19 protein-coding genes are annotated in these 26449 nt (G+C 40.1%); 10 read left to right on the top strand and 9 right to left on the bottom strand.

Annotated features, from left to right (window positions below):
* Positions 1 to 305 precede the first annotated feature (305 nt).
* Positions 306 to 896, top strand: coding sequence for a GHKL domain-containing protein (locus tag BO222_RS05675; RefSeq protein WP_075819164.1), 591 nt, complete (start codon positions 306 to 308; stop codon positions 894 to 896).
* Positions 893 to 1897: a hypothetical protein gene (locus BO222_RS05670; protein ID WP_075819162.1), complete on the top strand. Its 1005-nt coding sequence runs from the start codon at positions 893 to 895 to the stop codon at positions 1895 to 1897. The genes BO222_RS05675 and BO222_RS05670 overlap by 4 nt, the downstream gene beginning before the upstream one ends.
* Positions 1898 to 2075: 178 nt before the next feature.
* Here the strand turns inward: BO222_RS05670 and BO222_RS05665 are convergent, their stop codons facing one another.
* Positions 2076 to 2669: a pyridoxamine 5'-phosphate oxidase family protein gene (locus BO222_RS05665; RefSeq protein ID WP_083647691.1), complete on the bottom strand. Its 594-nt coding sequence runs from the start codon at positions 2667 to 2669 to the stop codon at positions 2076 to 2078.
* 337 nt (positions 2670 to 3006) lie between these two features.
* Between BO222_RS05665 and BO222_RS05660 the strand changes: the two genes are divergently transcribed.
* Positions 3007 to 3501 (top strand): helix-hairpin-helix domain-containing protein, encoded by a 495-nt coding sequence (locus BO222_RS05660; protein WP_075819160.1) that lies wholly within the window; start codon positions 3007 to 3009, stop codon positions 3499 to 3501.
* Positions 3498 to 5591 (top strand): ComEC/Rec2 family competence protein, encoded by a 2094-nt coding sequence (locus BO222_RS05655; protein WP_075819158.1) that lies wholly within the window; start codon positions 3498 to 3500, stop codon positions 5589 to 5591. The genes BO222_RS05660 and BO222_RS05655 overlap by 4 nt, the downstream gene beginning before the upstream one ends.
* 126 nt (positions 5592 to 5717) lie before the next feature.
* Here the strand turns inward: BO222_RS05655 and BO222_RS05650 are convergent, their stop codons facing one another.
* The 3 genes from BO222_RS05650 to BO222_RS05640 all read right to left on the bottom strand — a co-directional run bounded on the left by BO222_RS05650 (position 5718) and on the right by BO222_RS05640 (position 10144).
* Positions 5718 to 6329: a DUF3267 domain-containing protein gene (locus tag BO222_RS05650; protein ID WP_083647690.1), complete on the bottom strand. Its 612-nt coding sequence runs from the start codon at positions 6327 to 6329 to the stop codon at positions 5718 to 5720.
* A 362-nt stretch (positions 6330 to 6691) separates the two neighbouring features.
* Positions 6692 to 8158 carry a C69 family dipeptidase gene (locus BO222_RS05645; protein ID WP_075819154.1) on the bottom strand — a complete coding sequence of 489 codons (1467 nt, stop codon included), beginning with the start codon at positions 8156 to 8158 and terminating at the stop codon, positions 6692 to 6694.
* A gap of 342 nt (positions 8159 to 8500) precedes the next feature.
* On the bottom strand, positions 8501 to 10144 hold the full coding sequence (locus BO222_RS05640) for a potassium/proton antiporter (RefSeq protein ID WP_075819152.1): 1644 nt from the start codon (positions 10142 to 10144) through the stop codon (positions 8501 to 8503).
* Positions 10145 to 10303: 159 nt separating this feature from the next.
* Between BO222_RS05640 and holA the strand changes: the two genes are divergently transcribed.
* On the top strand, positions 10304 to 11311 hold the full coding sequence (gene holA, locus BO222_RS05635) for a DNA polymerase III subunit delta (RefSeq protein WP_075819150.1): 1008 nt from the start codon (positions 10304 to 10306) through the stop codon (positions 11309 to 11311).
* Positions 11312 to 11486: 175 nt separating this feature from the next.
* Here the strand turns inward: holA and rpsT are convergent, their stop codons facing one another.
* From rpsT to BO222_RS05600, 5 genes are all read right to left on the bottom strand, one after another.
* Positions 11487 to 11750, bottom strand: coding sequence for a 30S ribosomal protein S20 (gene rpsT / locus BO222_RS05630; RefSeq protein WP_075819148.1), 264 nt, complete (start codon positions 11748 to 11750; stop codon positions 11487 to 11489).
* Between the two features lie 2626 nt (positions 11751 to 14376).
* Positions 14377 to 15162 carry a DNA replication complex GINS family protein gene (locus tag BO222_RS05620; RefSeq protein ID WP_075819144.1) on the bottom strand — a complete coding sequence of 262 codons (786 nt, stop codon included), beginning with the start codon at positions 15160 to 15162 and terminating at the stop codon, positions 14377 to 14379.
* A gap of 1151 nt (positions 15163 to 16313) precedes the next feature.
* Positions 16314 to 17780 carry an alpha-amylase gene (locus tag BO222_RS05610; protein WP_075819140.1) on the bottom strand — a complete coding sequence of 489 codons (1467 nt, stop codon included), beginning with the start codon at positions 17778 to 17780 and terminating at the stop codon, positions 16314 to 16316.
* Positions 17781 to 18042: 262 nt separating this feature from the next.
* Entirely contained in the window at positions 18043 to 18717 is a 675-nt protein-coding gene (locus tag BO222_RS05605) for a PspA/IM30 family protein (protein ID WP_075819138.1), read from the bottom strand.
* Between the two features lie 2 nt (positions 18718 to 18719).
* Positions 18720 to 19862, bottom strand: coding sequence for a hypothetical protein (locus BO222_RS05600; protein WP_075819136.1), 1143 nt, complete (start codon positions 19860 to 19862; stop codon positions 18720 to 18722).
* Between the two features lie 365 nt (positions 19863 to 20227).
* Between BO222_RS05600 and fmt the strand changes: the two genes are divergently transcribed.
* From fmt to BO222_RS05575, 5 genes are all read left to right on the top strand, one after another.
* A complete protein-coding gene (gene fmt, locus BO222_RS05595; protein ID WP_075819134.1) occupies positions 20228 to 21166 on the top strand; it encodes a methionyl-tRNA formyltransferase in 939 nt (312 codons plus the stop codon).
* Positions 21167 to 21308: 142 nt separating this feature from the next.
* Positions 21309 to 23111: a translation elongation factor 4 gene (gene lepA / locus BO222_RS05590; RefSeq protein WP_075819168.1), complete on the top strand. Its 1803-nt coding sequence runs from the start codon at positions 21309 to 21311 to the stop codon at positions 23109 to 23111.
* Positions 23101 to 24483, top strand: a complete 1383-nt coding sequence (locus tag BO222_RS05585; protein ID WP_075819132.1) for a coproporphyrinogen-III oxidase family protein — start codon at positions 23101 to 23103, stop codon at positions 24481 to 24483. Before lepA ends, BO222_RS05585 begins: the two co-directional genes overlap by 11 nt.
* A 182-nt stretch (positions 24484 to 24665) precedes the next feature.
* Complete coding sequence (gene rpsO / locus BO222_RS05580) at positions 24666 to 24929, top strand: 30S ribosomal protein S15 (protein ID WP_075819130.1); 264 nt, start codon at positions 24666 to 24668, stop codon at positions 24927 to 24929.
* Positions 24930 to 25046: 117 nt separating this feature from the next.
* Complete coding sequence (locus BO222_RS05575; RefSeq protein ID WP_075819128.1) at positions 25047 to 26204, top strand: hypothetical protein; 1158 nt, start codon at positions 25047 to 25049, stop codon at positions 26202 to 26204.
* Positions 26205 to 26449: the final 245 nt, after the last annotated feature.

Genomic DNA, 26449 nt, shown 5'->3' with positions numbered 1-26449 from the left:
GCCAGACCGTCCAGGTAAGAATAGAAGATTTGGCGATACTGTTTAGGGGATTTCGAATGGGTCAAAATAACCACCTCCGAAATCCTTCGGATTATGGATTAGTTCCGAGCTTCGGTCTGTCAAGTGCCATATTCGGATAATTTATAAACTTTTGGAGCAACTCCACTGCTTGTGTTAAAAATCAAAAAAACGAGGAGCGAATTCCGCATGGAAGACACTCCTTAACTTAACGACATTGCTATTCTTCATCTATAGAAAGTTTGATTAATCAGGTTCAAAGCGGTCAACCAAAAAAAGCAATTGAAATGGCAAATCAGGAGATCAAGGATCAGACCAGCGGCAAAAAGAAAAGTTACTCAGTCAATCGGGTCGTGAATGCGATTGTTTTTGCAAAAGCGCATGAAGCAAATAAGAATGGAATTGCTTTGAAAACTGAATTAAAAATTCCGGCTGAACTTGAGATTGATCCACTCGATTTATGCAGAATTCTCGGAAATCTTCTCGATAATGCCATTCGTTCCTGCATTCAATTTCAAAAAGAAGCAGAAGCTGGTGATAGCAAGTATCTGGATCGTATCAATTTAGATCAACGGAAAACAGATATACAAACAGATATAAAGAAACATACGCCCATGATCGAACTGGAAGGTCGATTGCTTCGGGATCTGTTGGTGATTACCTGCAGCAATACGGCTCTTCAGAATAAGGAGAAGAAGATTTATGGACAGGGATATGGTCAGCAGATCTTACGATCGGTTGCCAGAAAATACGATGGAAATTTCAGTGGTGAATATGTTGGCAGCAATCGATATGAAGCCTTAATTCACTTGACGAATCAGAAGTCCGCTTCAAAACTTGAATTTTCGAAAGGGTTGGTGAATAACAGCAGCGTATGAGTATAGATTTAGAATTTTTCCTGCAATATTTTCTAGTCAGTCTGGATGGCTTATTTGTTGGAATTATGATGGAAATGGCTTTTGGAAAAAGTCAGACAGACCAGAAGAGATACTGGCTGAAAGCTGCAGGACGTGTCTTTTGTTTCTGGGTTTTAAGTCTTTTATTAGTCATGCCAGGATATCCAAACCGTGTCAGACTTCAACCGGTTGCAAGCCTGATCCTGAATCTGGTTGGAGTGTCCTGTTTAATTAAAGTGTTTTACAAAGCGAAGTGGAAAGATCTTATATTCTGGGTTTTTGTTTGTCAGATCAGCAACGTTCTGGCAGAAGTAATCGTCTTAAGCTGTATTCCAGCGAAAACTGTTGTTTCAATTGATTATTCTCAGGAAATCCATTTGCAGATTTATCTGATTGGAACCCTGCTGCTTGCTTTATTAAGACCAGGAATTGTCATTTTACTAAGGCAGCCGTTTATCAACTGGGATAAAATCGCAAAACCGCTTCTGTTAGCTATTATGGTTTTAGGTCCGGCTTCGATTCTGTTGGTACGAGTACTGCGAACTGGCGATAAAATGGTTGTTCGGTCTATCCAGATTTCCATCGCGTTGTTCCTGGTTGTGTTTGTCATCATTTTAATCGCAAGCATCATGGCCAGAAAAGCGACACTGGACAAACTTCGTCATGTAAAGGAAATAATGAGCTTTCAGGATCAGTATTTCGAAAGTCTTCGGGAAAATGACCTGAAAATTCAGAAAATCCGTCATGATTATAAGAATGTTCTGCTGACAGTAAGCGCCTTGTTAAAACAGGATAAGGCACATCAGGCTCTTGAAATTTTACATTCACTTCAAAAAGAACTGGATGCTCCTCTTGAAGATGAATCACTGCAAAAGCTTGAGCAGATCCAGGCACAGCTGCTTGAGATCGAAAATTCGTCAATTTCAACGAAGCTTTCTTTGACTGGCCGGCTGTTTAAACGCGACCAGGTCAGCTCCTCATAAGGTTCACATGTTAGGTGTCCATTCGGGAACAGCTGTTATTTGGCGGATAGCTTTGCAATGAGAAATGGATATAAATTCATTTCAAAACACGGATAGGATTAAAGCCAGAGATCGAATGGTGATCGCTGGCTTCATTTTTTTTCAGAATACTTTTTTATGATTCAAAATACGTTGAATATCAGGACTGCTTTTTTCTTTTAGCGATAATATCGCTGATATCGAATGGTGTGTTGTCTTCAGGCCTTTCATAAACGTTAATGAACGGAACATCTTCAACCGTTCGAAGTGGGAATTCGGATTTTGCACTGATTTTATCCCATGGACAGAAAATCTCACCAATATTCATTGCGTTAATGCCTTTGTGTTCGGAAAGTGGCTTAGGAGTTCGCCCATTGCAGCTCATGAGCAAACGATAGCTATGTTCAAACAGTTCAGGATTTTCCTTGAGATCGATAATTCTGATATTTCCTTTGGCGCTGACACTTCGGTAGTCATGTTTATGGCCTTTATATGGATGATCAAAGAAGTCATTCCAAGCGTACAGCTGTAAGGTCACTCTTGGATCCTTACGCATCAGTTCGACTTTATGTCCACGCTTCATAAAGTGAATATAGAAAGTAATTCCATCATCAGAACATTCATAACCAAAGTTCACTGGAACGCTGTATGGATATCCATCATCGTCATTAAGCGACAGGACAACCACTTCGAACATATCAAGCATCGCTTCAATCAGATCGGGTTCGCAGACTTCTCTTTCAAAATGAATCATTTTTCCTTCCTCCAGATTAATTTCTTTTTCTCTCTTTGCAAAGATTCTTGGTCATTTCTATGGACAATTACAATATACCGTGTTGAGCAATGTCTTCAAAACAAATTCTGTTTCTTGAAGTCAAATTTTCTGATCGGATAAGAAACAGACTTCCTGTAGTAAATCTCATTTCAAGATTCATTCATACAGATGATAATTTTTCCTTCTTGGTTTACAGGTAAATGCCTTGTCTGTACCTTATTCATAATTCTCTTCTTGCTGCTAACTTTCCTGTTCATAACTTTTTTATTCGTAATTATTTTTTTTTCAGTGATCAAAATCCGGTGTATAAGAAGGCATGAACAACATTCAGAAACTGTTTGGCAGTCTGACTTTGGTTCTTGTTTTTGGATACTCCTGGTGGGGAAGGTATCAGCCGGTTTCGCTTGATCGCGCTAGTCCGCTGTCTTTGCAGGCTGAAATTAAAGGAGAGGTCAATCAACCTGGAGTTTATGAGCTAAAGACAGATGCAGACATCGAAAAACTGATTCAGGTCGCTGGAGGAACGACAGAACAGGCTGACCTTTCTTCCATCGCATTGATGAAAAAGGTGAAGGATGAAGATGTCATCGTAATTCCCAAATCACAAACGAAAGTGCAGAAAGCAAAGATTTCGATCAACTCAGCCTCGTTGGAAGAATTGATGACTCTTAGCGGGATTGGTGAAAAGATCGCTGGACGAATTATTGAGTATCGTGAGAGTCAGGGATTTCAAACGCTGGAAGACATTATGAATGTGAAGGGTATCGGAGAAAAAATGTTTGAGCGAATTAAAGAGGAAATCTGTCTGTGAATTCGCTGATTTTCCTTTTTGCGTTTTTCTTCTGGGGGCTCTTATGGATTAGCGATCCTCTGATTCGTCTGTTTTGTGCTGTCGTCATTCTGATTTTTCTGGTTCTGAGATTTCGTCATGAGCGTTTGGTGATCATTGCGGTTGTTGTCTGGACTATATTAAGTCTCTTTTCAATCATCACTCTTGAGATCAACAGATCTCTTGAGATGAATGAACCTGAACCAGGAGAATATCTGGTGACTTCAATTCATTCAAATTATGCGATCGCAAGAAGTATGAATCCTTCTGGTGAGCTTAAGCATGAAGTTGTCGTCTATGAGAGTTCAGATCTGGTCTTTCAGGATGTTATCGAACTGAATCAATTTGATCGCATCGAATCCTTGAATAATCCCGGTGTATTTTCCTTTGAAAAGAGGATGAAGCAAAAAGGAATTGCATATTCATCTTCAATGAAAAATCAGAAAAGATTTGCAGACTCTGGTTCTCTTCGAGCGAGAATCTATCGTGCTCTAACAAATCGTTTTGATCCCGAAAGCAAGCAGGGAAAACTGATTCGATTGTTTTTCTATGGTATTTCCTTTAAAGAGGTTTCAGAATGGATCAGCCGAATGGGCTTACCGCTTTTAGGGTTATTTGATCTGATTCGTAAAGGCCTTAAAAGATTTCTGGATATTAGTTTTGTTTGTATGGACTGGATCGTTCTGGTTTTGATCGTCATCTATGGTGAATGCTTTTTTTGGAATACGGTATTGCTTCGCCTTTTTATCTTCACTTTGTTTCGAGTTCTTTTGAATAAACATAAAGACTGGAGAGTACCCTGTTCCTTAATCGTGTTTTTACTGTTATCTCCAAACGATTATTCAGAATTTTCTCTATGCCTTCCGCTCATTTTATGGCTGAATCGAAAATTTCAAAATAACTCGATATGTGCAAAAATTCAGGAAAGAATCAGCTTGCTTATGATGCAGGCGATTTATTTTTCAAACCTGAATCTATGGATGATTGTTGGTTATCGTAAGCTGAGATCTTTGTTTGGATTCTTCTTTTTACTGACGATTTGTCTTTTATTTGTTGAATCAGAATGTTTAACCAACTTACTGTTTGAAGTTTTGTCTGGAGAATGGAACTTCCTGAATTCGATGACTTTTCATGGAATGGTCAATCCATTGATCATGGCGATTTTTATTCTGACCTGGATCTATGGAGTATTTAAACCAGACAAGAAAACTCCAGTGATGTTTGCTTCGGCATTCCTGTTATATCTATTCTCGTTTCGGCTGGATCCATTTTTTCATGTTTATCAGTTGGATATTGGCCAGGGAGATTGTGCAGTCATCATTGAACCCTTTCAAAAGAGCGTAGTTATGATTGATGCGGCGGGCAATCGGTTTCGAAATAACAGTGAAAAAATCATTGTTCCGTTTTTGAAAAGCCATCACATTGATACGATCGATGCTCTGGTTATCTCTCATGATGACTTTGATCATTCGGGAAGCGTCGAGGATTTACTTAATCACCAGGACATTGAAATTAAAGAAGTAATCACTTCGTCAGATCAGAAAATCCCTGTTGATTATCCTTTTCATTCCTTAAGGACTACTTCACAGTCAGGAGTTCATTCAAATGCTATGCAAAGCAGTTTTTCAGAAACAGAAATAGACGAAGGAAATGACAAAGTAAACGGACAGATAACAGAACTGGATATAGACATTAATGATCTTTCATTGATCAGTTACTTTGCTTATGACAACTTTCGGTTTTTGTGGACAGGAGATGCCTCTTCAGCCATTGAAAGGGAACTGATCCATGAATATACGGTTGATGCAGATGTTTTGAAGGCCGGACACCATGGCTCAAATACATCGAGTGATCCAGAATTCTTATCAGAAGTAAAACCGGAACTGGCTTTGATTTCAGCTGGCAAGAACAATCGATATGGCCATCCACACATACAAACCTTAGAAAACCTTAAAGAGTCAGGGTGTGATGTTTTATCAACCGCAAACGATGGAGCCATTCATTTAAAAACGTTTAGAAACCTTATGATCATTGAAACGGATTCAGGATTGATCGGTTATATTTGGAAGTAACTAAAGAGAAAAAAGGCAGCTGCAGTTTGATGATCTGCGGCTGCCTTTGCTGGTGAGTGGTGATTATGGTTTAGATCAAATGAATACTTTGGATTTGACGATCAGGATCTGTCTGAATTCGCAAACTCAGTTCTGGTGAGAGTTACTTGTTTCTGGCAAATACCAGAATGAATGCAGACCAGACATATAGATCAATGCATGAGCCGGAACATGAGTGATCGCATTATAAACGTTATAAAAATCTCCAGCTCCTGAAGCGATATTCATTGCCCCAAAAACACCACAAAAAAGCAGTGTTGGATCAAAGAGATAAGATATATATGGAATGAATCCAAAAACAATTGTTGGTAATAAGCTCATGAATATAAAACGGGCTTTGGACATATCCTCAGTCCCAACGACAAATAGCATTCCCTGTGAGAGATTTTCATAAAATTCGACATCCTGCTTAAAGCAGATCGCATGCAGAAATTCATGAGGAATAAAAACCAGACAGCTGAGAAGAGCTCCAAAGATCAGCTGTATGGGATGATCCATGAATGGATAATCAGCTTTAGCGCTGACATATCCGATAATTAAGAATAGGACTGCCAGTATCAGGAGGCTGATCACTGATGCGAGCTTTGAAAGCTGTGAAACTGATTCAACTTCTTTGAATTGTGTACTTCCTGGGACATGTCTGGTGGGAAGATCACTTTCGTTGCCTGAATACTTGCCCTTTACTATAAACTTCATCATACGCCTCCTTTCGCCGGCCTACATCATACAGAAAAAAAACGATGAAAAAAACTGATTGATTCCAAAATCAAGTAATTTCTGTCAGCTTTATCGAAAACTGTATGGAAATTATGCGTTTGAAATTGGAAACAATCAAAACTGAATGTCAGTTTTGAATGAAAATATGATAATCATGATGAATGATCTGGCCTATATGAAAGTGAATGTATTCATCAAAAGCTATGTGACCTTTCCGAAGATAAAACTGAATATCAATTACAAAACGGAAGCTTTTCCGGTTGAATTGAAAAGACTTCCGTTTGATTTATTTTTTTATCCAAAAAGGATGTCATTGTTTGCAAATTTTGTTTATGAATATGAAGCTAAGCGTCAGAGCGTGCGTAGCTGTTTTTCATCTGATTGCTGAGTTCATAGAGAACCTGATCAAGAACTTTGGCGCTTTCGGCTTTTGCCATATCTGCCACTTCCTGATTGGCAGCCTGTCTAATTTCGATCAGAGTCTGCTCACTTTCATTCTTGTTTTTGGCAAGCAGGACATCATATTTATCCAGGATCTGATGACTCTTTGCAGCGACATTTTCCTGATATCGTTCAATGAAAATCAATGAATGAGAATAGGAAGCATCTGCCATAGCTCCAATTAAACGGCTGACCCAGTAGAAGTTGTCTGTTGAAACTTCTATGGTTGTGTTGCTGAGATATTCTGGCATTTCATTGACATTGGTATAGAACGGAATCAGTACATTAAAAGCATTGGATGCAAAAGCAACCCATTCAATAGGCTCCATATCTTTTCTAAGCTGAGAAACAGAAAGAAAAGCAGTTCGGTTAATTCCAATGGGGCGATACTTTCCACAATTCGAGCGGTCTCCATAATTCAGATATGGATCATAAGGAGTTCCCTGATAATGAGAAGACAACAGATATTTGACTTCTTCAACGGTAATCTTCTTTTCAGGAACCATGCTCCATGGCAGGGTATCGGATTGAGGGCCAAAGTCAGTTTCATTGACATCCCAGTTTGCTGCATGTGGATTTAAGCGGCGCAGCATATACCAGGCACGAGGCGTATTGTAGACATGGTCAGAATCATCTGCGGATCCAAATGCATCTCTTGGATTGAAGATCCCATTCATCGACAGGTCCAGATGAGCTTTTTTAACCAGTTCTGGTAAAGTGGCCGAGCAAATATAGTTGATCTGATCGCCCGTAGCGTCTTCAAAATCAAATGAATCGATACCCAGCTGGTTTGGCATGACGACGTATTCATTTGGATTGACTCTTTTAGCCATCCAGTTGTGACCACCGATACTTTCAAACCACCAGATTTCATTTTCATCGGCAAAAGCGATTCCATTCATTTCATAGGTTCCATATTTCATGGATAGTTCACCTAAACGGATCACGCCTTCTCTTGCTGAATGAATATAGGGCAGGGTAATGACAACTAAATCTTCTTCACCAATACCACCTAGAGTCTTGGTTTTTGGATCATAGACAACGAGTGGGTCAGCTCCTAAAACTCTTGGATTGGAAGTAATGGTTTCAGTAGCAGTCATCGATACTCCAGCGCTGTTAATTCCAGCTGCAGCCCAGATTCCCTTGCTTGAATCAACGCTTGGCATTGAGGTATAACGCATTGGATCATCTGGCAGTTCAATTTCAACATGACTGATTTTAGAAACATAGTGTCGAGGCTGCTGATCTGGCAAAACGACGATGAATTTTTTGGGGGAATAGGATCCAGCTCCAGTATCATCGTTTCGTGCGATCATGCAGGATCCATCATAGCTGGCCTGGGAACCAACCAGGATTGTTGTACAAGACATAATACTTTCTCCTTTTAGGCTTCAGAAAATAATAGTGATTTTCTAAAACAGCTTACAGACTCAAAAGCCAAATTTGATTTTGAATTCCAAGTTAATCATTAACATAAAAGCCGCCATTCCATATGGCGGCTTAGACTTGCGGCAAATGGCTTTGGTTGAAATCATCTTATCTTTCTTCCGGCTGATTTGCCTTAATGATGCCAATTTGCTTAATTTCTTATTGAAACGAATGTCCAATTGAATCAAAAAACAATTGTTCCAGCTTCTGTTTTCTGCAGGACCATGTAATCGAGCGATTTATCATGTTCGTGTTCATCATTTTCGAAAACAGGAGATCCATATTCATTTGTTTGGAGTTTTTAAGTTCGTAGATCTTTTAGGATGGTCAGATTCTTTTTTACGTTTTGAAGAAAACAGCGTCAGGACGTCATTTTCCAGAATCCTGCTCTTTCCGGAAGGAATGATCGATTGTCCGTTTCGGCTGATCAGAGTGATTAACATGTTTTCTGGCAGATTCAGCTCTGAAATTCTGTGGTTAATCCATTCATGACCTGGATGGATTGTGATCTCTTCTAACAGCTGATCATCACTTTGATAACTGGCTGCTGAAAGAATGAGCGAATCGCCCTGCTGAAGCAGCGTATCCCCTTTACAGACAAAACGTTCTCCATCTCTTTGAATCATAAGAGCAAGCATACCTTTTGGCAAAGCCAGCTGTGAAATCTTCTGGTTTACAAACTCAGAATCTTTCGCAATATACAGCCGAAGCAAAGAGATGTCTGGATTTTCCGCATAGTCATTAAAGGTCATTAATACGTTTTCCTTGTCATCAATCATGTCGAGCTTTCTGGCCGCCCAGGGAAGAAGCGATCCCTGAATTCCGACAGATAACAATGTAACGACAAATACGATTAAAAACAGATTATTCCTGATGATGACTCCGGCACTGATGGCCATGATCGCAAATACGCAGCTGGCCGCTCCCCTAAGGCCTGCAAAACTGACAAGAAGGCACTGGCGAATTGAGCAGCCAAAAGGCAGCAGAATCAAAAATGTGGCCAACGGTCTTGCGATAAATAACAGAATCAAAAAGATCATGCTTGCTAATGGAATGGCCTGAGGCATTCTTGAAGGAAATGACAATAATCCAAGCAGGAAGAATATCAAGATCTGGGCCATGGAAGTCAGGCCATCAAAGAATCCAATCAGGGAAGTCTTATGAGGAATCGATGAATTTCCTACAAGAATTCCCATCAGGTAGACGGATAAATAAGCATTTCCTCCAAGGACCTGGCTTACCCCATAACATAGAAGAACCATTCCGGTTAAAAACAATACAGAAAGTTCTGAACAGATCAGATCATTCATTTTCATGATTCGTGTGGTAATCACAGATGAAATCCAGCCGGCAAAAAGCCCAACTGCGATCTGCAAGCCAATCAGTATCAATATTCCATCAGCTGGCTGCTTTAAAAAAAGCATAATACCAACCAGAGTCAGCATATAGGCAATCGGATCATTGGATCCGGATTCCATTTCCAGCAGCGGGGCAGTTCGATCCTTTAAGTTGAGCTTTTTCTGACGAAGGATCGAGAACACGCTCGCTGCATCGGTAGAGCCTAAAACCGCACTGATCAAAAAACCGGTAATCCAATCAAGGCCCATAAACAAATGCATGCAGACCATTGAAAAGATGACCGTAAGCAATACGCCTAAAGTGGATAGGCAGGTCGCTTTGACTGCAATCGTTCTGGCGGCTTTCCATTTCAGGTTGAATCCGCCATAAAACATGATGAATATTAAAGCCGCAGAGCAGATCTGTTCTGCAAGCTGGTAATCAGAAAAGGGAATCTGAAGCAGGCCATCGCTTCCAAAAAGCATTCCGACAAGCATAAAGAAAATAAGCGCCGGAGTTCCAATACGAGCAGAGATCTTCTCTGACAAAACACATAAAAGCAGAATGGCCGCACAAAGAATAAATACCAAACCATCACCTCACTCTTTCTTCTATGCTTTTCATCGTATCGGACGAAAAAGATTCAAGCCAATCAGAAACAACTTTCTAAACTGTTTTTTTCTGGGCATTATGGGGAATTTCTTTGCCTGAATGAGGGCAGCCAAAAGAAGACGAGATGTGAATGTTTGATGACTTCACTCTCAAAACATGAGAATATGGAAGGGATGATTGCGATTATATATGGAGATGATCCTTCAAGAATGCAATATAAACTGGATCATCTCAGAAATGAATTTAAACCGGATGTTTACCTGCGTCTGGATGCTACAAAAGATGAACCCAGGGATTTCTATGCAGAAACCGTATCTGTTTCGTTGTTTCCGGAACGGAAAATGATTGTATTGGCGAATGCGGACTTTTTAAGCGCGAATGAACAGAGTCATGGTTATGATCTGGATAAAATTGCCGATCTGGATCTTGATGATGGATGGATTGTCTATATGCTCGAAAAGCCAAAGCTGGATGGCCGAAAGAAAAAGGTCAAGGAACTATCCAAAAAAGCCCGGATGATTGAGTGCAAGCTTCCGGAGGAAAAGAACATGCCTGCTTTGGTTCGATCCATGATTAAGGAAAAAAATCTGAAGATGTCTGAAGAAGCCATTCGCTGGTATATCGCTCATGCAGGAATGAAAACGGCGAAGATCTCTATGGAGCTTGATAAATTTTCAATCTTTGCCCTGGATGGAAAGGAATTAAGTCTTGAAGATGTCATGGCGATGACAACTTTAGAGCCTCTTGAAAATGTCTTCAAGATGACGGATGCATTATTTAACAGACAGGGATTAAAGCTGCTGGCCTTATACCGGAACTTTCGATTTACTGGAATGGAGCCAGTAGCCATCTGTGCTTTGCTGGCAAGTCAGGTCCGGTTTGTTTATCAGGTTCGGGTATTGATGGACTTGGGAATGGATCAAAACCAGATTGCAAAAGAACTGAATGCAAGTTCCGGAAGAGTATATAACACGAAAAAAAATGCCTCGCGCTTTTCTGCCAATGAACTGCTCAGTACCCTGAATGATCTGTCCTCGCTCGATCAGGCGATTAAAGGCGGAATGGTGGATAAGGATGAAGGATTTGAAAACTTCATTTTTGAAATCATAAAATCAAATTCGGCATCACTAAATGACACTCATTAGGCTGATTCTGGAAGTTTGCCCAGTTGTATCTGGTAATGTGATGGATTACCTTGTCTGCCATGGACCAATACGAAAGTTTGAACAAAAAGCTGATAATAAAAGACCGATAATAAAAAAACGATATCGAAAGATATCGTGATTTTTATTATCGGTTTAATAATCTATTCAATTTGAATTACTGAATAGCGTTAATCGCTTTAGCAAGTCTGGACTTCTGGTTAGCGGCATAGTTTTTATGCTTTAAACCTTTAGCAACTGCGGAATCCAGTTTGCTGCAAGCGGCTTTGTAAGCGGCAAGAGCTGCTTCTTTATCATTCGCTTCTACAGCGACCAGGACCTTTTTAATAGAAGTCTTCATTGCGGACTTCGCGGAAACGTTGCGCTTATGAGCTTTATTGTTTGTAAGAACACGTTTCTTCTGCTGTTTAATCTGCGGCATGCGTACACCTCCTGTCGTAATGCTTATGCATTATAACAAAACACATTTTTCAATGCAATGATAGCCCATGGCCTCTGCAGAGCATTTTTAGAGCTTTTTTTGATTTTCAGCCTATTTTTGAAAGATGATTCTGGAAAATGAACAAAAATCTAAGATGAAAGAAAAAGCCGGTATGATCTGGACGACTCATTCCGGCTTTAAACAGGTCAGGTTAGAGGTTTAAAAGGTGAGGATTAATGGGAAATGAATTAATCCATGGTCAATGTTTGTTGAGAATGTAATTATTTATTTTTTGTTTTGTCTGGAACTCGGCAGTGCGGTTTTAATCCTTGTTGAGGTTTTGTCATAATGCTAATGCCAGCAGATCATTCGATCAAAAAAGATTGTCAGGTAAAGGTGATCGAATGATCCTGGCAGTCAATACAGAATAAATGGTTTTTAAAAAGCCATCCGCGGACAGGGATTGTCATTATAATTTAAGGATGCGGTGAATGATTCTAACAGGATATAGAATCCTATTGTGCAGGATAAAGAATATTCAGCGCCATGCAGCATGAATCCCTGGCTGGATTTGCACATTTTCAGGATGACTTTTAACAGCTGATCATTCGTTTTTAATCTATCCATAATACCGGTACAAAACGCTGATACATATAAAAGAATACACACAAACGAATCATCAGGAGGGCAGGTAATTTTGAGATGGATTTTGATGATCCATCACATAAAACAATATGAAGCTATGTTACAGTTCATTGAGCCTAACAACTCAATTTATTTCTTTGTTTCAGAACAGTCTGTATAAAGGTTGTGAATTAGTTAATCATTAAAGCGTCAATTCTGCAGACTGCTTCGATTTTCATGTCAGTCTGGCCAGATCCATCTGCTGCAGGACGATACTTATCATTTTGCCTTTTTGATCGAACTTCCTGAGTTCGATTCGCCTGGAGACTAAAATCCATGGTCAAATCAATGGGGACCAGTCTGAGAAAACAGATTTAAGTGAAATAGCAATCAAATTCATTCTATGTATCATCAAGAATTTGTTGGGCTGCAAAATGATTTCAGAATATCCAGGAAGAGTTTAGAACAGGAGTTTTTTAAAATATCCTGGAAAATATTCAGAATGACTAAAAAAACATACAGAATGCTCATAAATATTCCTTTTGTTTTGAACCCTGCCTGTATGGACATAGACAAAGGTTGGAGTTCTTGTAAGATAGAGGAGAGCAGAGTTCATTTATATAAGAACAATGAGCAATCTGTTATACTTGAAAAACGAACCAGTTCAAATCTGGGAAATTGAATCTGGTTTATTTTATCTGCTGTTTCTGTTCTGACATTCAAAGTTTATTGATGAATCCTGTGATCAAAAACCATCTTTTTAACTGAACCGGGCAGAAGAAACAAATCTAAGCAGCGATAATCTCGAAAAGATCAATGTGTAGCAGACATTGGTCTTTTTTTCGTCTTTTATCATTCATTTCTGTCTGCACTTTTCTTGCTTGGTGCTTTTCTATTTCTTTTGCTTTAACTTTTCAGGTTGGGCACGATTTCTGAAACGTCAAAGGGAATCATCTGTTTTGATTCTGCCTGATTCGTAGGTTGATCATCATTTTTAATGTTGATTTCTGAATTCTTGTTTCAGAATTCGGATTTCTAATGGTTTGCTTTGCAATGGCTCTGTCATTTCTGCAAATCAAGGATCTTGTCTTCGTGTTGCTGTTGATCTGAATTGGATTGTCTTTGCAAAATTTGGCAGAAGTTAAGATCGAAGGGTTTCTTATTGCTGTGCGCAGCGGCCATAAATTAATCAGATATCAATCAATCAAAATCAATCAATCAGCCGATCAGACAATCCTTGGTTGTAAGCCATTGTGAATGTTGTTTCCTGGTTTTGCTGGAAGTCTTTGACTTGCAGCTCAAAAACAGAATTCTATGGGTTTGCCTTCGGTTTCTGAATTTTCCCTTTTAATTGATTGGATCAGATGGTTACGCCGTTATTACTGATCCAATGGGGAAAGAATGATCCTTTCAGAAATTTCAGGTGAATCAGTCATCTGTCTTTTGTCCCATACTGTTTTTGAGAATGATGTTTCTGAGTGATGCCGTTTTAGCTTCGAAAGGATGAATATGTCATTCTCAAACAGAAATCATCAGGACTTCCTTTTAATATTGAATGAATACATCAATATGCTTAAAACAGTTGGCAGGCTGCGAATGATTGTCTGTTGTCCGGTAAATGATCATTGGATTTCAATCATACGCCAGTTGAAAACAGGTCTGCCAAAGGGTAAAGCGTAGGAAAATCTGGGAAATTCGATTTAATAATTATCCATGTTTTCTTTTTCTTCTATGATCATTTCTTTTATAATCATTTCTTCTATGATCATTAGCTGCCATTTGTGATGTTTAAATGGTACTTTCAAAACGATCGAATGCAGCATTCAAATTAGCTTGTGTCATTAAAGGTTACTCATATAATTGTGATCCATGATGAGGATATTTAATCGGCTCTTTGTGAATCACTCAATAAAGTCCAGCAGCTGATTTCCGGATTCAAATGGATTCTCTTTATAAAAAATTGTCCAGTTAAATCAGAAAGCTTCATTGAAAGAAGAGCTAGCTAACGATCCTGGCTCAGTTTCAGTTCATCGTTTTCTTTTTGCTTTCCATCGATGACCCGTTCATCATGATCAATTTCCATTTGATGAATGGTTTTCATGAAATCCATGGAATCTCGTTGGATCTGCTCTTCGTGTTCTTCGATGCGGGCTTTCTTATCGCGAATGACTTCTTCATTGTGTTCAATGAGTTCCTGAACATCCGAGCGAATTCTTTCATTGGGTTCTCTAGGAATATCCTGATTCATCCCAGTTTTTGGATCGGCTGCATTCTGAAACATGGAAGAGTCAGAATCTTCAACAGTCACCTGGTCACGATCCGGATTTTCGATCACATAAGTTTCATCCGAGAGCTTGTTTTCTGGATTTGGCTTGACGTAATCGGTTCCTTCCGGATAAGTCCAGCTGGTATTGTCCGGTTTTTCCTGGCTGCAGTCTGCACGATCGGAATCAAGAATCATATCAGCTCTTGCTGCAGCGCGGGCTGCTTTTTTATTTTCTTTGGCTGCATTGTCTGAATCAATGACTGCATCAGCAATGTATGGATCGCTTTCAGCACTGATTTCTGCCAAACCATTAGCGCTGACTAAAGCAGGGTCTACATAGCTTCCTTTTTGGCCTTTATAGGCACGAAGGGACTCATCATCAGCGATCAGTTCATAATTTCCATCACCTAAATCAACGAAAATGCAGGCGATCTTTCCTGGTTCAGGCTCGCAGGCAATTGTATTGGATGTATAGGAGCGAAGAACCTGAATGATATCGCTTTGCTCAACTTCTTCCATCATAAATTCAGGCACTTCTTCATAAATCTGTTCAAGAGTTGCCTGGTTGTTGTGTTTTTCAAAAATTGTGATCAGGGCAGTTAAAATTTGTTGTCCTCAAATGGACTGGGTATCTGTGTTCATCGTTTTTACCTTCTCTTTATTTGAGAGAGTCCTGAAAGCCTACTATTCATCGGCTCAGGACGTTTGAATCCTGATTGAATGTTTAAAATGATTCACTCAGAAATCGTTGTTGTATCTACTCAGCACAAAGTACCTAGGACTGTAGCAGAGAGTCTGCGGTGCTGTCTGGTCAGTCGTAATTCTCCGAAGAGTCTGTTTCAAATCAATCTGTCATAACTGTTCATACTTTTTACTGGCTGATTTTGAAGCTTCAGCCAGTTTCGTTCTACATATCTGTTCTGCTTTAAAGCTTCGTTTAGAAGCAGTTGGGCTTGCCTGAATCTTGTCTGGTGAAGTTGTTCTGGTAGACCTTTCAGAAAGATCGATTCAAGAAAATCCATCATAGGAAGGTCTCAAAATTTTGATCAGACAAGCAGTATTCCGGTAAGAAAATATACTTAAAACGCATTTTAACCTGCTTTTTTTGACAGAACAGATTTTACTGCTTCGGAACTAATGTAAATCAATCGATGATAATCATCGGATAAAATGGGTGATTCATGTCGCTGATCCGGATCGAAAATCAATCAAAAACTTTTTTCTATCTCTTTTTTTAATAATGGGTGAACATGTTTACCACGGATAAAATACAACGTTTACCGCGTTCATTCCAATGAGAAGCACCTGAAAAAACAAATAAATTTTACTCTGGTTATGTTGGCTTTAAAATAAGCAATCATCCGTTAGACATCGGCAAATAGAATGATTTTTTTATCGATAAACATAAATGCTATGGAACAGGTTAAATCATGTTAAAAATACCATGAGTAGTAATCAATCATGGTTTTCTCATTTAAAATGTTTCTGTTCTGATTGGAGCATTTACAAATCCTGATTGCTTCAGAAACATTCACTGAATAAAAAAACGCAGAAACTTATGCACCGATAAGTCCTGCATCGTGTCAAAAATTGCGTATTGAATTGCGTATTGAATTCCATGTTGAATTGTATATTAGATTGTGTATGGTTTGAAAGCTCAGATCCAGCTTCGATTAACCATTAAGTCTTGACATTTCGTTTTGTAAAGTCTGATAGTCTTCCTGAGTAATGTAGACTGTGCAGCTTTTAGAAAGGCAGTTGAATTGAGCTTTTCCAGTTTCATCGGCTATCACGGTATGATCTGGAGTATTCAGATCGACAAAGGTCCGATTTGCAAGGGATAAATCACAGACTTCACTTTGTTTCCATTCATCGTCAATTGACATGATGACGATCACGGGGTTATCTGAACAAACCAGCCAGCAGGCTTTTTTTGGATCATCATCATTAAAGTCGACGATTCCATCTCCAAGCACGTTTTTCCGAATCCATACCATCTCTTTGAGTAATGGAACCGGTGCAATCTGATCTCGTTCAATTCCGTAATAATCTCCATAAAAAACAAATGGGTAATGGCAATCCCGCAAAAGAAGAAGCGCATACGAGAGCGGTTTAAACCATTCCTGCACCCAGGATTCGAGAGCCTGTGAGGGCTGAGTATCATGGTTATCAGAAAACGGCGCTGAAAATTCTGGTTCAATGTCACTTAATGTTCCTTCAAAGACATTACGGATATCAGCGTTTCGAGGATCTTCAGAGATCTTGCAAAGCCTATAATGAAGAGGTACATCGAAAAGTTTCATACAATGACCTGAATCACGCAAATATTGAATCAGTTCCTGAGTATCTGAAGTCCAGTACTCGCCAACCGCAAAATCAGGATGATTTCCATATTCAGCCATCTTTTTTAACCAGCCAGTAAAGAATCTGGCATCAATGCTTTTGATCGCGTCTAAACGAAAACCATTCACTCCGCTGATTTCTGTATACCAGATCCCCCAGCGGTACAGTTCATCGACGACTTCTGGGATTGAAAAATCGACATCATCCCCCATGATGAAGTCAAAGTTGCCCTGTTCCTTGCTGACGTGCTCAGACCATTCTTTACCTTCAAAGATCATCAGATCGTTCTGCTGGTTGTTTTCGTTATAATCTGTCCCGGTAAAATGATGCCAGGTCCAGACAAAATCGGAATATTTCTGATGACGTTCTGGAAAAGTATATTTCGTCCAGACTTTAACATCATAGAGCTCTCCAGTATTTTCCAGACGATTTGACGGATTGACGTTTGTGGCTTTTATATTTTCGGCTTCATCGGCTCCCATGCGGTGATTGAAGACGATGTCACCAAGAACTCCAATTTTCTGACTTTGAAGATCCTTTACACACTGTCTGTATTCATCGATGGTTCCATATTTGGTTTCGACACTTCCTTTTGAAAGGAATTCGCCCAAATCATACATATCGTATACGCCATAGCCGACGTCTTCTTTTCCAGCCTGACCTTTATAGGCAGGCGGCAGCCACAGAGAAGTAAAACCATTGAGTGCCAATTTTTCAGCTTCATCTGAAACTTTTTTCCATAGAGAATGGTCACTTGGAAGATACCATTCGAAAAATTGCATGAATGTCTGTTTCATCGTTTGTTTCTCACTTTCTTTCCTGAATTTTCAGAAAAAATTGTATTCTCTGATGATCGAAAATCCATTCTGATTTGACCGCGGTTATTGTGGAAAAAGTTTATGAAGAAAAAATCAATACCGAGTGGTAAATCGCGGTTTTGTGTATAAAAAAAGCCAAAACCAGAAATTGGTTTTAGCCTTTCGTTATTTTTGATCTAAAATTCATTGTTAAGCATTCTGTCAGGTGAATAGACAGTAGGCCTTCTGAAAACAATATTTTCTAAAGACCGAGTTTTCGTTTCATTTCGGCGAGTTCATTATCAACAGAAACATCACCGCCGTTATCTGAATATTTATCTGCAAGGGAAGAAGAAGTTGAAGAATTATTCAGTTCGGCTTCGGCTCGGGCAGCGTCCAGAGCTTTTTCGGCTTTGGCTTCCATACGGTCAAAGGCTTCTAAGGAAGCATTGGAATCTGGAAGGGAGCTGACCATCCGATTGATGGACTGCTGAGCTTTAGCGGCTGCCGCTTTGGCTTTAATGGCGTCCTTGCGGGCTTCAAGCGTTTCAATATCCGAAGCGAGCTTGTCATACATCGCACGCATTTTATCGGCATTTTCCTGCGCAAAATCAGAAGCCTGCTTTAATGCGGAAAGTTTTTCTTCGAGTTTCTGTTTGCTGGCAATCAGTTTTTTAGCATCGCCTTCATTGCCGCTGACAAGAGCATTCTCTGCGGCTTTCTGATAACGGTTAATTTCGGCTGCGCAATCGGAATATTCACGATTGGCTTTGGCGGCATCAGCCATGACAGAAGCGGTCTGCGCCTTTACTTCTGCAAACTGCTCACGGGTGTTTCTGAGCATCTGATCGGCCATTTTTTCTGGATCTTCGGCACGATCAAGCAACGCGTTTATGTTGCTTTTCATAATTTCTGTAAATCGGTTCAGGATACCCATCCTTAATGTCCTCCATATCGTTTTAGTAAATCATCTTCATTGCTCTCTTGATCAGAGTTGAACTGAGAATCAAGAGGAGTACTTAAAATTCTTTGTGTTTCTTCGGCGCGTTCACGTTCATGTTTTCTGCGAATGATCAAAATAGCCGCAATTCCACCGATGACAAGGATGATGGCCGCAACGCCAAGACCTTTGATCAGAACATCGTTTTTTGTTGCGGTCTTGGTCATGATTCGATCAGCGGTCTTATCAAAAACTGAAACAAACAGATCATCCGAATTCATGTCTGAGGTCCAGGCCTGATCGAGATAGTTCCAGAAGATATTCACAGCATTCTGATCCATAACTGCTGAAATCTCTTTGCCGTTGACTGCTTCCATGTATCCGACATCCTGATCGCCCGGTTCACCAAAATACATATAGAGGAAAACATTCTCCTCTGGAATATAGGTGTCATAGTAGGTTTTGGCATAGTCGGACTTCTGCTGATCGGTTTTCAATGATGGATCGTATTCCTTGATCACGATCATGGGCTGAACGCCGGTCTTGTCATAGAAATATTTTAATCTCTGTTCGGTTTGGGGGATATTTTCAAACCATCCAAGTTCATCAACGATGCAGTCTTCGTTATATGGAATGCTGGTTTCGAGCTTTTGCCGGTTGTAAGCCGACTCGGTCACCTTTGAATCATCATAGGTATTTCCTGATGAAGAGCATCCAAACATACTGAAGAATACGAGCATCAGGATCACGACAATGACTAAAGTCACCGCAATGGACATTCCAGAGCTTCGTCTGGGCCTTCCATAATCGTAATAATCATCCTGCATTGGGGGTTGATTGGTATATCGTCTGTTTCTTGAGCCAAATAATGGGACGCCGGGAATAAAAATTGGCCGGCGAGGCGTAGAGCGATATCCACCAAATCCTCCAAGTGGAGAACGATTACCAAAGCCCGGAGATGATGGTCTGAAGTTTCGGGAAGAACTGCTGAAGTTTCCAGCAGATCGGCCCTGCATCCCACTTTGCGGTCTTCGATTTGCCGAAGAAGTCGAGATGCGGTGCCCGCTGCTTTGGCGGGCGCTAGGGGAATGACCGGAAGAGGCTCTTGACGAACCGCCGGTCCCCTGACCAGGGCGTGGCATATTTTTCTAGTCCTTTCTTTAAGATGGCTATATTATACGAAAGGTCAATTTTTCCTTAAAAAGATAAGCTCACAGCCAGGTTAAAAAAATTTCAGGTTGAATCTTCACATCAGTCAGCAGAATTTGAATGAATACCAGTCACAAAAAACAGGAAAATCATGAGATCGGCAATTGAAAAGAAAATGGTATTGAGAAAATGGTTATGAAGTAATAATAATCGAGCAACCGGTTGTCAATATGAAGAATTTGAAAAATCAGCCGATCTAAAATCGCTTTTTTTATAAGAATTCGATCGAAGCTTTTGAGCATAAGCGAAATTGAAGCGATCGTACGGTATAATAATCAATCTGTAAGGAGGCAGAGTTATGGAAAATGACAAAATCATATTTATGGGAACTCCGGCTATTGCAGCGGATGTTTTGCAGGCTTTGCTTGATGCCAAAGCCAATGTTTCACTGGTTGTCACTCAGCCGGATCGAAAAGTTGGACGCAAACAGAAGCTTGAATTTTCAGAGGTAAAAAAGCTGGCTTTAAAACACGATATCCCAGTCTTTCAGCCTGTTTCGATTAAAAAGGAAAATGAAGTCCTCCTTAATGAAAAAGCCAATCTGATTGTAACCTGCGCATTTGGTCAAATTCTCAGCGAAGAGAATTTAAACAGTACAATCAATGGGGCAGTCAATTTACATGGATCCTTACTTCCTGAATACAGAGGATGCGCACCGATTCAAAGAGCCATAATGGATGGAAAAACAACGACAGGAATGGCTTTAATGAAAATGGAAAAGGGTATGGATACCGGTGGAGTAATGGATATCGCAAGGCTTGAAATCGGGCCGGATGAAACCTGTGATGAACTGTTTGGGCGCATGGGAAAAGCCGCTGGAGAGCTGATCGTCAAAAATCTCGAAACCCTTCTTCAGGGAAAAGCCGAATTTATTCCTCAGGATGATTCGGTATGGACCTATGCCCCCAAAATCGATTCTCAGGAAGAAAGAATCGACTTTGGACAATCGGACCATGAAATTTACAATCAGATCCGGGCTTTATCCGCTGCTCCAGGTGCCTGGCTGATTGCCAATGGCAAGAAGCTGAAAATCATCGAATGCCGTTATATTCCTTATAAAGATGGAGAATCATTGGAACCGATGAAAATACTTAAGGAAGGCAAAAAGAAAATGGTGATCACCTTAAAAGATGGAAAGCTGGATTTAAAGCGGGTTCAGCTTGAAGGAAAACCGATTATGGATATCGTCTCTTTTGTCAACGGAGCTGGAAGAGCCCTGGATGGCTGCAGGATTTAGTCTGCAATTTGTGAGATATTACAGATTTTAAGAAATATACGGATACCTGAAATTCAGGCGATTCAGGCCTGAAATCCTGAAATAGGTATCAAATATAAATAAGAATTCAAATCAAAAAGAAAGTGAGTCAATGACTATAGATATGGATCAGTCGCATAAGAGAAATTTTTCGATTATCGCTCATATTGATCATGGAAAGTCGACTTTAGCCGACCGTATTCTTGAACTGACCGATTCCGTTGAAAAACGGGAAATGAAGGATCAGATCCTGGATTCCATGGACCTTGAAAGAGAGCGCGGAATTACCATTAAACTCAATGCCGTTGAGTTAGCCTACAAGGCAAAAAACGGGGAAGAATATCTGTTTCATCTGATCGACACGCCGGGCCATGTCGATTTTACCTATGAAGTCTCCCGTTCCTTAGCCGCCTGTGAAGGGGCAATCCTGGTGGTAGATGCTGCTCAGGGGGTTCAGGCACAGACGTTGGCCAATGTCTATCTGGCTCTGGATAATGATCTTGAAATTTTGCCTGTGATTAATAAGGTGGATCTGCCAAGTGCTCAGCCTGAAGTGGTCAAAGAAGAAATTGAAAACCTGATTGGTCTTGATTGTTCAGAAGCTGTTGAGATTTCGGCCAAATCCGGATTGAATGTCGACCAAGTCCTTGAAGCGATTGTAGAGAAGCTTCCCGCTCCAAAAGGCGATCCGAAGGCTCCGCTTCAGGCGCTGGTATTTGACTCTCTTTATGATCCTTATAAGGGAGTCATCGCATTTATCTCGATTAAAAATGGAACCATTCGGCCAAAGGATAAAATTCGCTTCATGGCTACCGGTGCAGAATACGAAGTCATTGAAACTGGAGTTCGAACTCCAAAATCAATGAACAAGGACAAGCTCGAAACGGGAGATGTCGGCTGGATTGCCGCTGCGATCAAGGACATTCATGATGTCCGTGTCGGGGATACGATCACTCTGGCCGATGAGCCAGCCGATAAACCTCTGCATGGATATAAGGAAATGCAGCCGATGGTTTATGCCGGATTATACCCGGTCGATAATGCAAGATACGATGATCTGAAGGAAGCATTGATTAAGCTTCAGCTCAATGATGCCTCTTTGCAGTTTGAACCGGAGACTTCGCAGGCTTTAGGTTTTGGATTTCGATGTGGATTTTTAGGCCTTCTTCATATGGACGTGGTCGAAGAGCGGCTTGAAAGAGAATATGGTTTAAATCTGATCGCAACTTCACCATCAGTTATTTACAAGGTCTATAAAACAGATGGCGAAGTTGTTGAAGTGGATAACCCGGCGGCTTTACCACCGACTACGCAGATTGATCATATCGAAGAGCCCTATGTTCGGGCTGAAATCATGGTTCCAAAGGAATACGTCGGAGCCATTATGGATCTGTGTCAGAAAAAACGCGGTGAATATCGGGATATGCAGGTTCTTGATGAAACCCGTATGGAAATCATCTATGAGATGCCATTATCAGAAATCATTTTTGATTTCTTCGATCGTTTAAAATCATCGACCAAAGGATACGCTTCCTTTGACTACAGCTTCACGGGTTACAGACAATCCTCACTGCAGAAGCTCGATATTCTAATTAATGGCCAGCTCGTTGATGCGCTGAGCATTATCGTTCATAAGGATTTTGCCTATAACCGAGGCAATGCAATGACGATTAAACTTAAGGAACTGCTCCCCAAGCAGCAATTTGAAATTCCAATTCAGGCTGCAATCGGCTCGAAGATCATTGCCCGTACCAACATTAAAGCATTGCGTAAAAACGTATTGGCCAAATGTTATGGCGGAGACATTTCCCGAAAGAAAAAACTGCTCGAAAAGCAAAAAGAAGGAAAGAAGCGGATGAAGATGGTCGGTTCTGTCGAAATTCCTCAGGAAGCCTTTATGGCAGTTCTTTCCATGGATGATGAATAAGAATGTTCAATCCTTCCTCGATTCTGAAATCAATCAGAATCAGGAAGGATTTTCTACAGATGATTTAGGTATGCCAGAAAACTCAGTCTCTTCTATTCGATATGCGGCCGCTGACGAATTGAAGATCATTCCGATCGCTCATGAAAATATTTATGTTCATGTCCCATTCTGTGCTCATCTATGTCACTATTGTGCTTTTGAAAAGAGTCTGAATCTATCTCAGATTGATCCCTGGCTGGATCAGATCGTTAAAGAAGCCAATGATTTTATTGAAAAGAAGCTGGAAGAAAACCCAGACTGGAAAATCGAAACGCTCTACTTTGGAGGAGGAACCCCTTCAGTTTTAAATCAGGAACAGTTAAGAAGACTTTCTAAACCATTTTTAAAGGTTCTTTCTTTTCGGGAAGACTATGAGGCCAGGAATGAACCTTCAAATAAGGAACAGAAGCAAAATCCATCAGGATCAGCAACTTACGAATGGACCATCGAAGTCAATCCGGAAACGGTCGATCAGGCAGATCTGAATTTTTACAGGCAGTCAGGGATCAATCGTCTGAGTATCGGGATTCAAAGCTTTGATGATGATGTGCTCAAAAGAATCAATCGAAAGCACAGCTCTGATCAGGCTTTAAAGGTGATTGAACAGGCTCGAAAAGCGGGATTTGAAAATATCAGCTGTGATCTGATCTTCGCCTTACCCGGGCAGGATTTTGAGTCGGTAAAGCACGATGTGAAAACATTTATCGATCTGGGAATTGAACATATTTCGATTTATTCACTGCAGATTGAAGAAAACTCTGTGTTTGGAAAGCAGAATTTAAAACCTGTTGATTCAGATTTGGAAGCGGACGAATTTGAATGGATCATTGCTGCATTGAAAGAAGCAGGATATGAGCATTATGAGATTTCTTCCTTTGTAAAAAACAGGAAGTACTCAAGACATAATCTATCTGTATGGATGGCTCAGAACTATGCAGGAATTGGTTTTGGAGCCTGCGGCAGAAATTCAAATGGATATTACCACCATGATAATTCGCTCTTTACTTATCTGAAGGAAGGACCAAAGATTGAATATGATGGATCGGATTTCTACTTTACTGATCTGATGTTAGGCTTAAGAACTCAGTTTGGCGTAGATATTCAACAATGGAATCAGAACTATTCTTCCTTATTTGGATGTCTGCTGCCTGATCTGATCTTCAGAATGAATGAAGAAAATCGAAGTTTCTTTGAGATTGTAATCATCGATAAAAAAGAGAGGCTTTGTCTGAATGAAAAGGGAAGAGAGATTCTCAATACGATTCTCTTTGATCTGCTTGAAGTGATGGAATCAAGTCTTGATGCCAATCGCTCTGAAAATGGATCAAAATGAGATCTGGATCCGATTCCTTTTTCTGTCTGGTAACCGTAAGTTTTTATATCTTTTGATCGGATTGCTCGATTCAATTGATCGAACGATTGATATTTGATAAACTATGAAAGCTTTGTTCAAGGAACGGGAGTCTCCACCCCGGATCTTTGTCCAAAGGACAGTCAAGATTTTGGAGGTTAAAAATGACAAAAGAAGAAAAACAGGCAATTATCAAAGAATATGCCACTCACGAAGGGGACTGCGGTTCTCCTGAAGTACAGGTTGCAATCCTGACTAAGAGAATCAATGAACTTACTGAACATTTCAAAGTTCACAAACATGACTATCATTCCTACAGAGGTTTGATGAAAATGGTTGGACGCCGTAAAAACCTTCTCTCTTACCTGCAGAAGGAAGACTACAACCGTTATAAAACCCTTATCGGTCGTCTTGGTCTGCGTAAGTAGTACTGAAAAGTTAAGAAATCAGCCCGATTGCCATTGCAGTCGGGTTTTCTTCTTTTTGGCATATCATCCCAATAAGTGAAGATTTTATGGTATTACAAAATATAAGGAGGTGCTTTTATGCATTTTGCGAAAACTTGTTCAATCCTGGCTGCTGCAGCTATGGTCAGCTCGTTTGCGCTAGGCGGGTGTGCAGCTAAGAAAACAATTACCAGCGAAAACGCACCCAATGACATCATGAAAGGCTTAGCCAAAATTACTTCTGAATCAAGTGCCGAAGATGTAACTTCAGCTTTAGCAAAAGTCATCACCAAAACAGCTGAAGCGTACGATTATCAGATTGGGTATTCCGATACGGGTGAAGGAAATACGCTTGATTTAGAGGATGGATCCATTAAAACAGTCCCGATGCATTCAAAAAGTTATGATTACAGAGTAACTGATGATAATTCGACTGTTTATGAATTCCTTGATCAGACCGTTCAGGACAACCATAACGTTGGCTTTATGAAGGCGGATAATAAGGCGATCACAACAGCCTATACCAGTGTCGAAGATGGAACTCCATCGGATCCTTCCATGACATTTAAACTGGAAGATTTTGAAACTGAAGACCAGGTGACTGAATATTCAGCGGATGAAATCGCAGATGTCGTTAAAAATACGGCTATGATTCCAATGTTCTCTTATCTTGGAGCGGATTTGATTATCTCGCCAACTTCAAATCCTGACTTTTATGATTATTCACTGGTTCAGGAAGGAGCGAACTACACTTTTACCTTCAAGATTGCAGATGTGGATAAGTTCAATGAATATTTAGATAACTATTCAAAAGACACTTACAATACAGAGCGTACAGATCTGCTTCGTGATGGCAGCATAATGGCAGATGAATATACGACTGAGCGAGTAGAAATCTCTATGACAATGAATGAAGAAGGAGTGATCTCCAAGATTACCAACTCCAACTATTCGAAAGTCAAGAGCTCTGAAGATCAGACCGATGATGTTTACTATGATGAGGATATACGGGTTTTCAAAGCGCCTGGTCAGCTGAAAGATTCAATCAAAAATTTCTTTAATGAATTAAGTGATAAGAAAATTAAAAAGGGAGATACATTTACAGTCTCCTTTGAAGATAGTGCAGAAAAGGAGTCTGCAGATTCAGCCAAAAAAACTGAGGCTAACGAAACTGAGAATACCAATCAAGAAAAATCCGAAAATTCTGAAGCAAATAATAAAGAACAGAATAACCAGAAAGCAGATAATTCCAAATAAATCTTAGATTGTCTACTAAATACAAATGCGAAAGAAGACTGTTTGCAGACCTTCGATCGCATTTTTTTCTTATTAGTCAATGCCCTCAGATTCTTCATCCAGCCAATTTGTATCGGCATTAACAATGATCTGATTCAGAGTCGGACACCGGGACCCCGACACAGTCTTCGATAATTCCTGAGTCTTTTTCTTTGATTACGCCGACATCAGGAAAACCCAAAATAAAATCATATAAAAGAATGACT

Origin of the sequence: Ileibacterium valens, from assembly GCF_001945525.1 — a bacterium.
Classification (GTDB): Bacteria; Bacillota_I; Bacilli_A; order Erysipelotrichales; family Erysipelotrichaceae; genus Ileibacterium; species Ileibacterium valens.
Note: the sequence above shows the minus strand (reverse complement) of the source record. Positions and strands in the feature narration are given on the sequence as shown.

Coding starts and splice junctions, on each gene's coding strand:
- BO222_RS05675 (WP_075819164.1), top strand. CDS start 306: ATGGCAAATCAGGAGATCAAGGATCAGACCAGCGGCAAAAAGAAAAGT.
- BO222_RS05670 (WP_075819162.1), top strand. CDS start 893: ATGAGTATAGATTTAGAATTTTTCCTGCAATATTTTCTAGTCAGTCTG.
- BO222_RS05665 (WP_083647691.1), bottom strand. CDS start 2,669: ATGATTCATTTTGAAAGAGAAGTCTGCGAACCCGATCTGATTGAAGCG.
- BO222_RS05660 (WP_075819160.1), top strand. CDS start 3,007: ATGAACAACATTCAGAAACTGTTTGGCAGTCTGACTTTGGTTCTTGTT.
- BO222_RS05650 (WP_083647690.1), bottom strand. CDS start 6,329: ATGATGAAGTTTATAGTAAAGGGCAAGTATTCAGGCAACGAAAGTGAT.
- BO222_RS05645 (WP_075819154.1), bottom strand. CDS start 8,158: ATGTCTTGTACAACAATCCTGGTTGGTTCCCAGGCCAGCTATGATGGA.
- holA (WP_075819150.1), top strand. CDS start 10,304: ATGACTTCACTCTCAAAACATGAGAATATGGAAGGGATGATTGCGATT.
- rpsT (WP_075819148.1), bottom strand. CDS start 11,750: ATGCCGCAGATTAAACAGCAGAAGAAACGTGTTCTTACAAACAATAAA.
- BO222_RS05620 (WP_075819144.1), bottom strand. CDS start 15,162: ATGATGGAAGAAGTTGAGCAAAGCGATATCATTCAGGTTCTTCGCTCC.
- BO222_RS05610 (WP_075819140.1), bottom strand. CDS start 17,780: ATGAAACAGACATTCATGCAATTTTTCGAATGGTATCTTCCAAGTGAC.
- BO222_RS05605 (WP_075819138.1), bottom strand. CDS start 18,717: ATGGGTATCCTGAACCGATTTACAGAAATTATGAAAAGCAACATAAAC.
- BO222_RS05600 (WP_075819136.1), bottom strand. CDS start 19,862: ATGCCACGCCCTGGTCAGGGGACCGGCGGTTCGTCAAGAGCCTCTTCC.
- fmt (WP_075819134.1), top strand. CDS start 20,228: ATGGAAAATGACAAAATCATATTTATGGGAACTCCGGCTATTGCAGCG.
- lepA (WP_075819168.1), top strand. CDS start 21,309: ATGGATCAGTCGCATAAGAGAAATTTTTCGATTATCGCTCATATTGAT.
- BO222_RS05585 (WP_075819132.1), top strand. CDS start 23,101: ATGATGAATAAGAATGTTCAATCCTTCCTCGATTCTGAAATCAATCAG.
- rpsO (WP_075819130.1), top strand. CDS start 24,666: ATGACAAAAGAAGAAAAACAGGCAATTATCAAAGAATATGCCACTCAC.
- BO222_RS05575 (WP_075819128.1), top strand. CDS start 25,047: ATGCATTTTGCGAAAACTTGTTCAATCCTGGCTGCTGCAGCTATGGTC.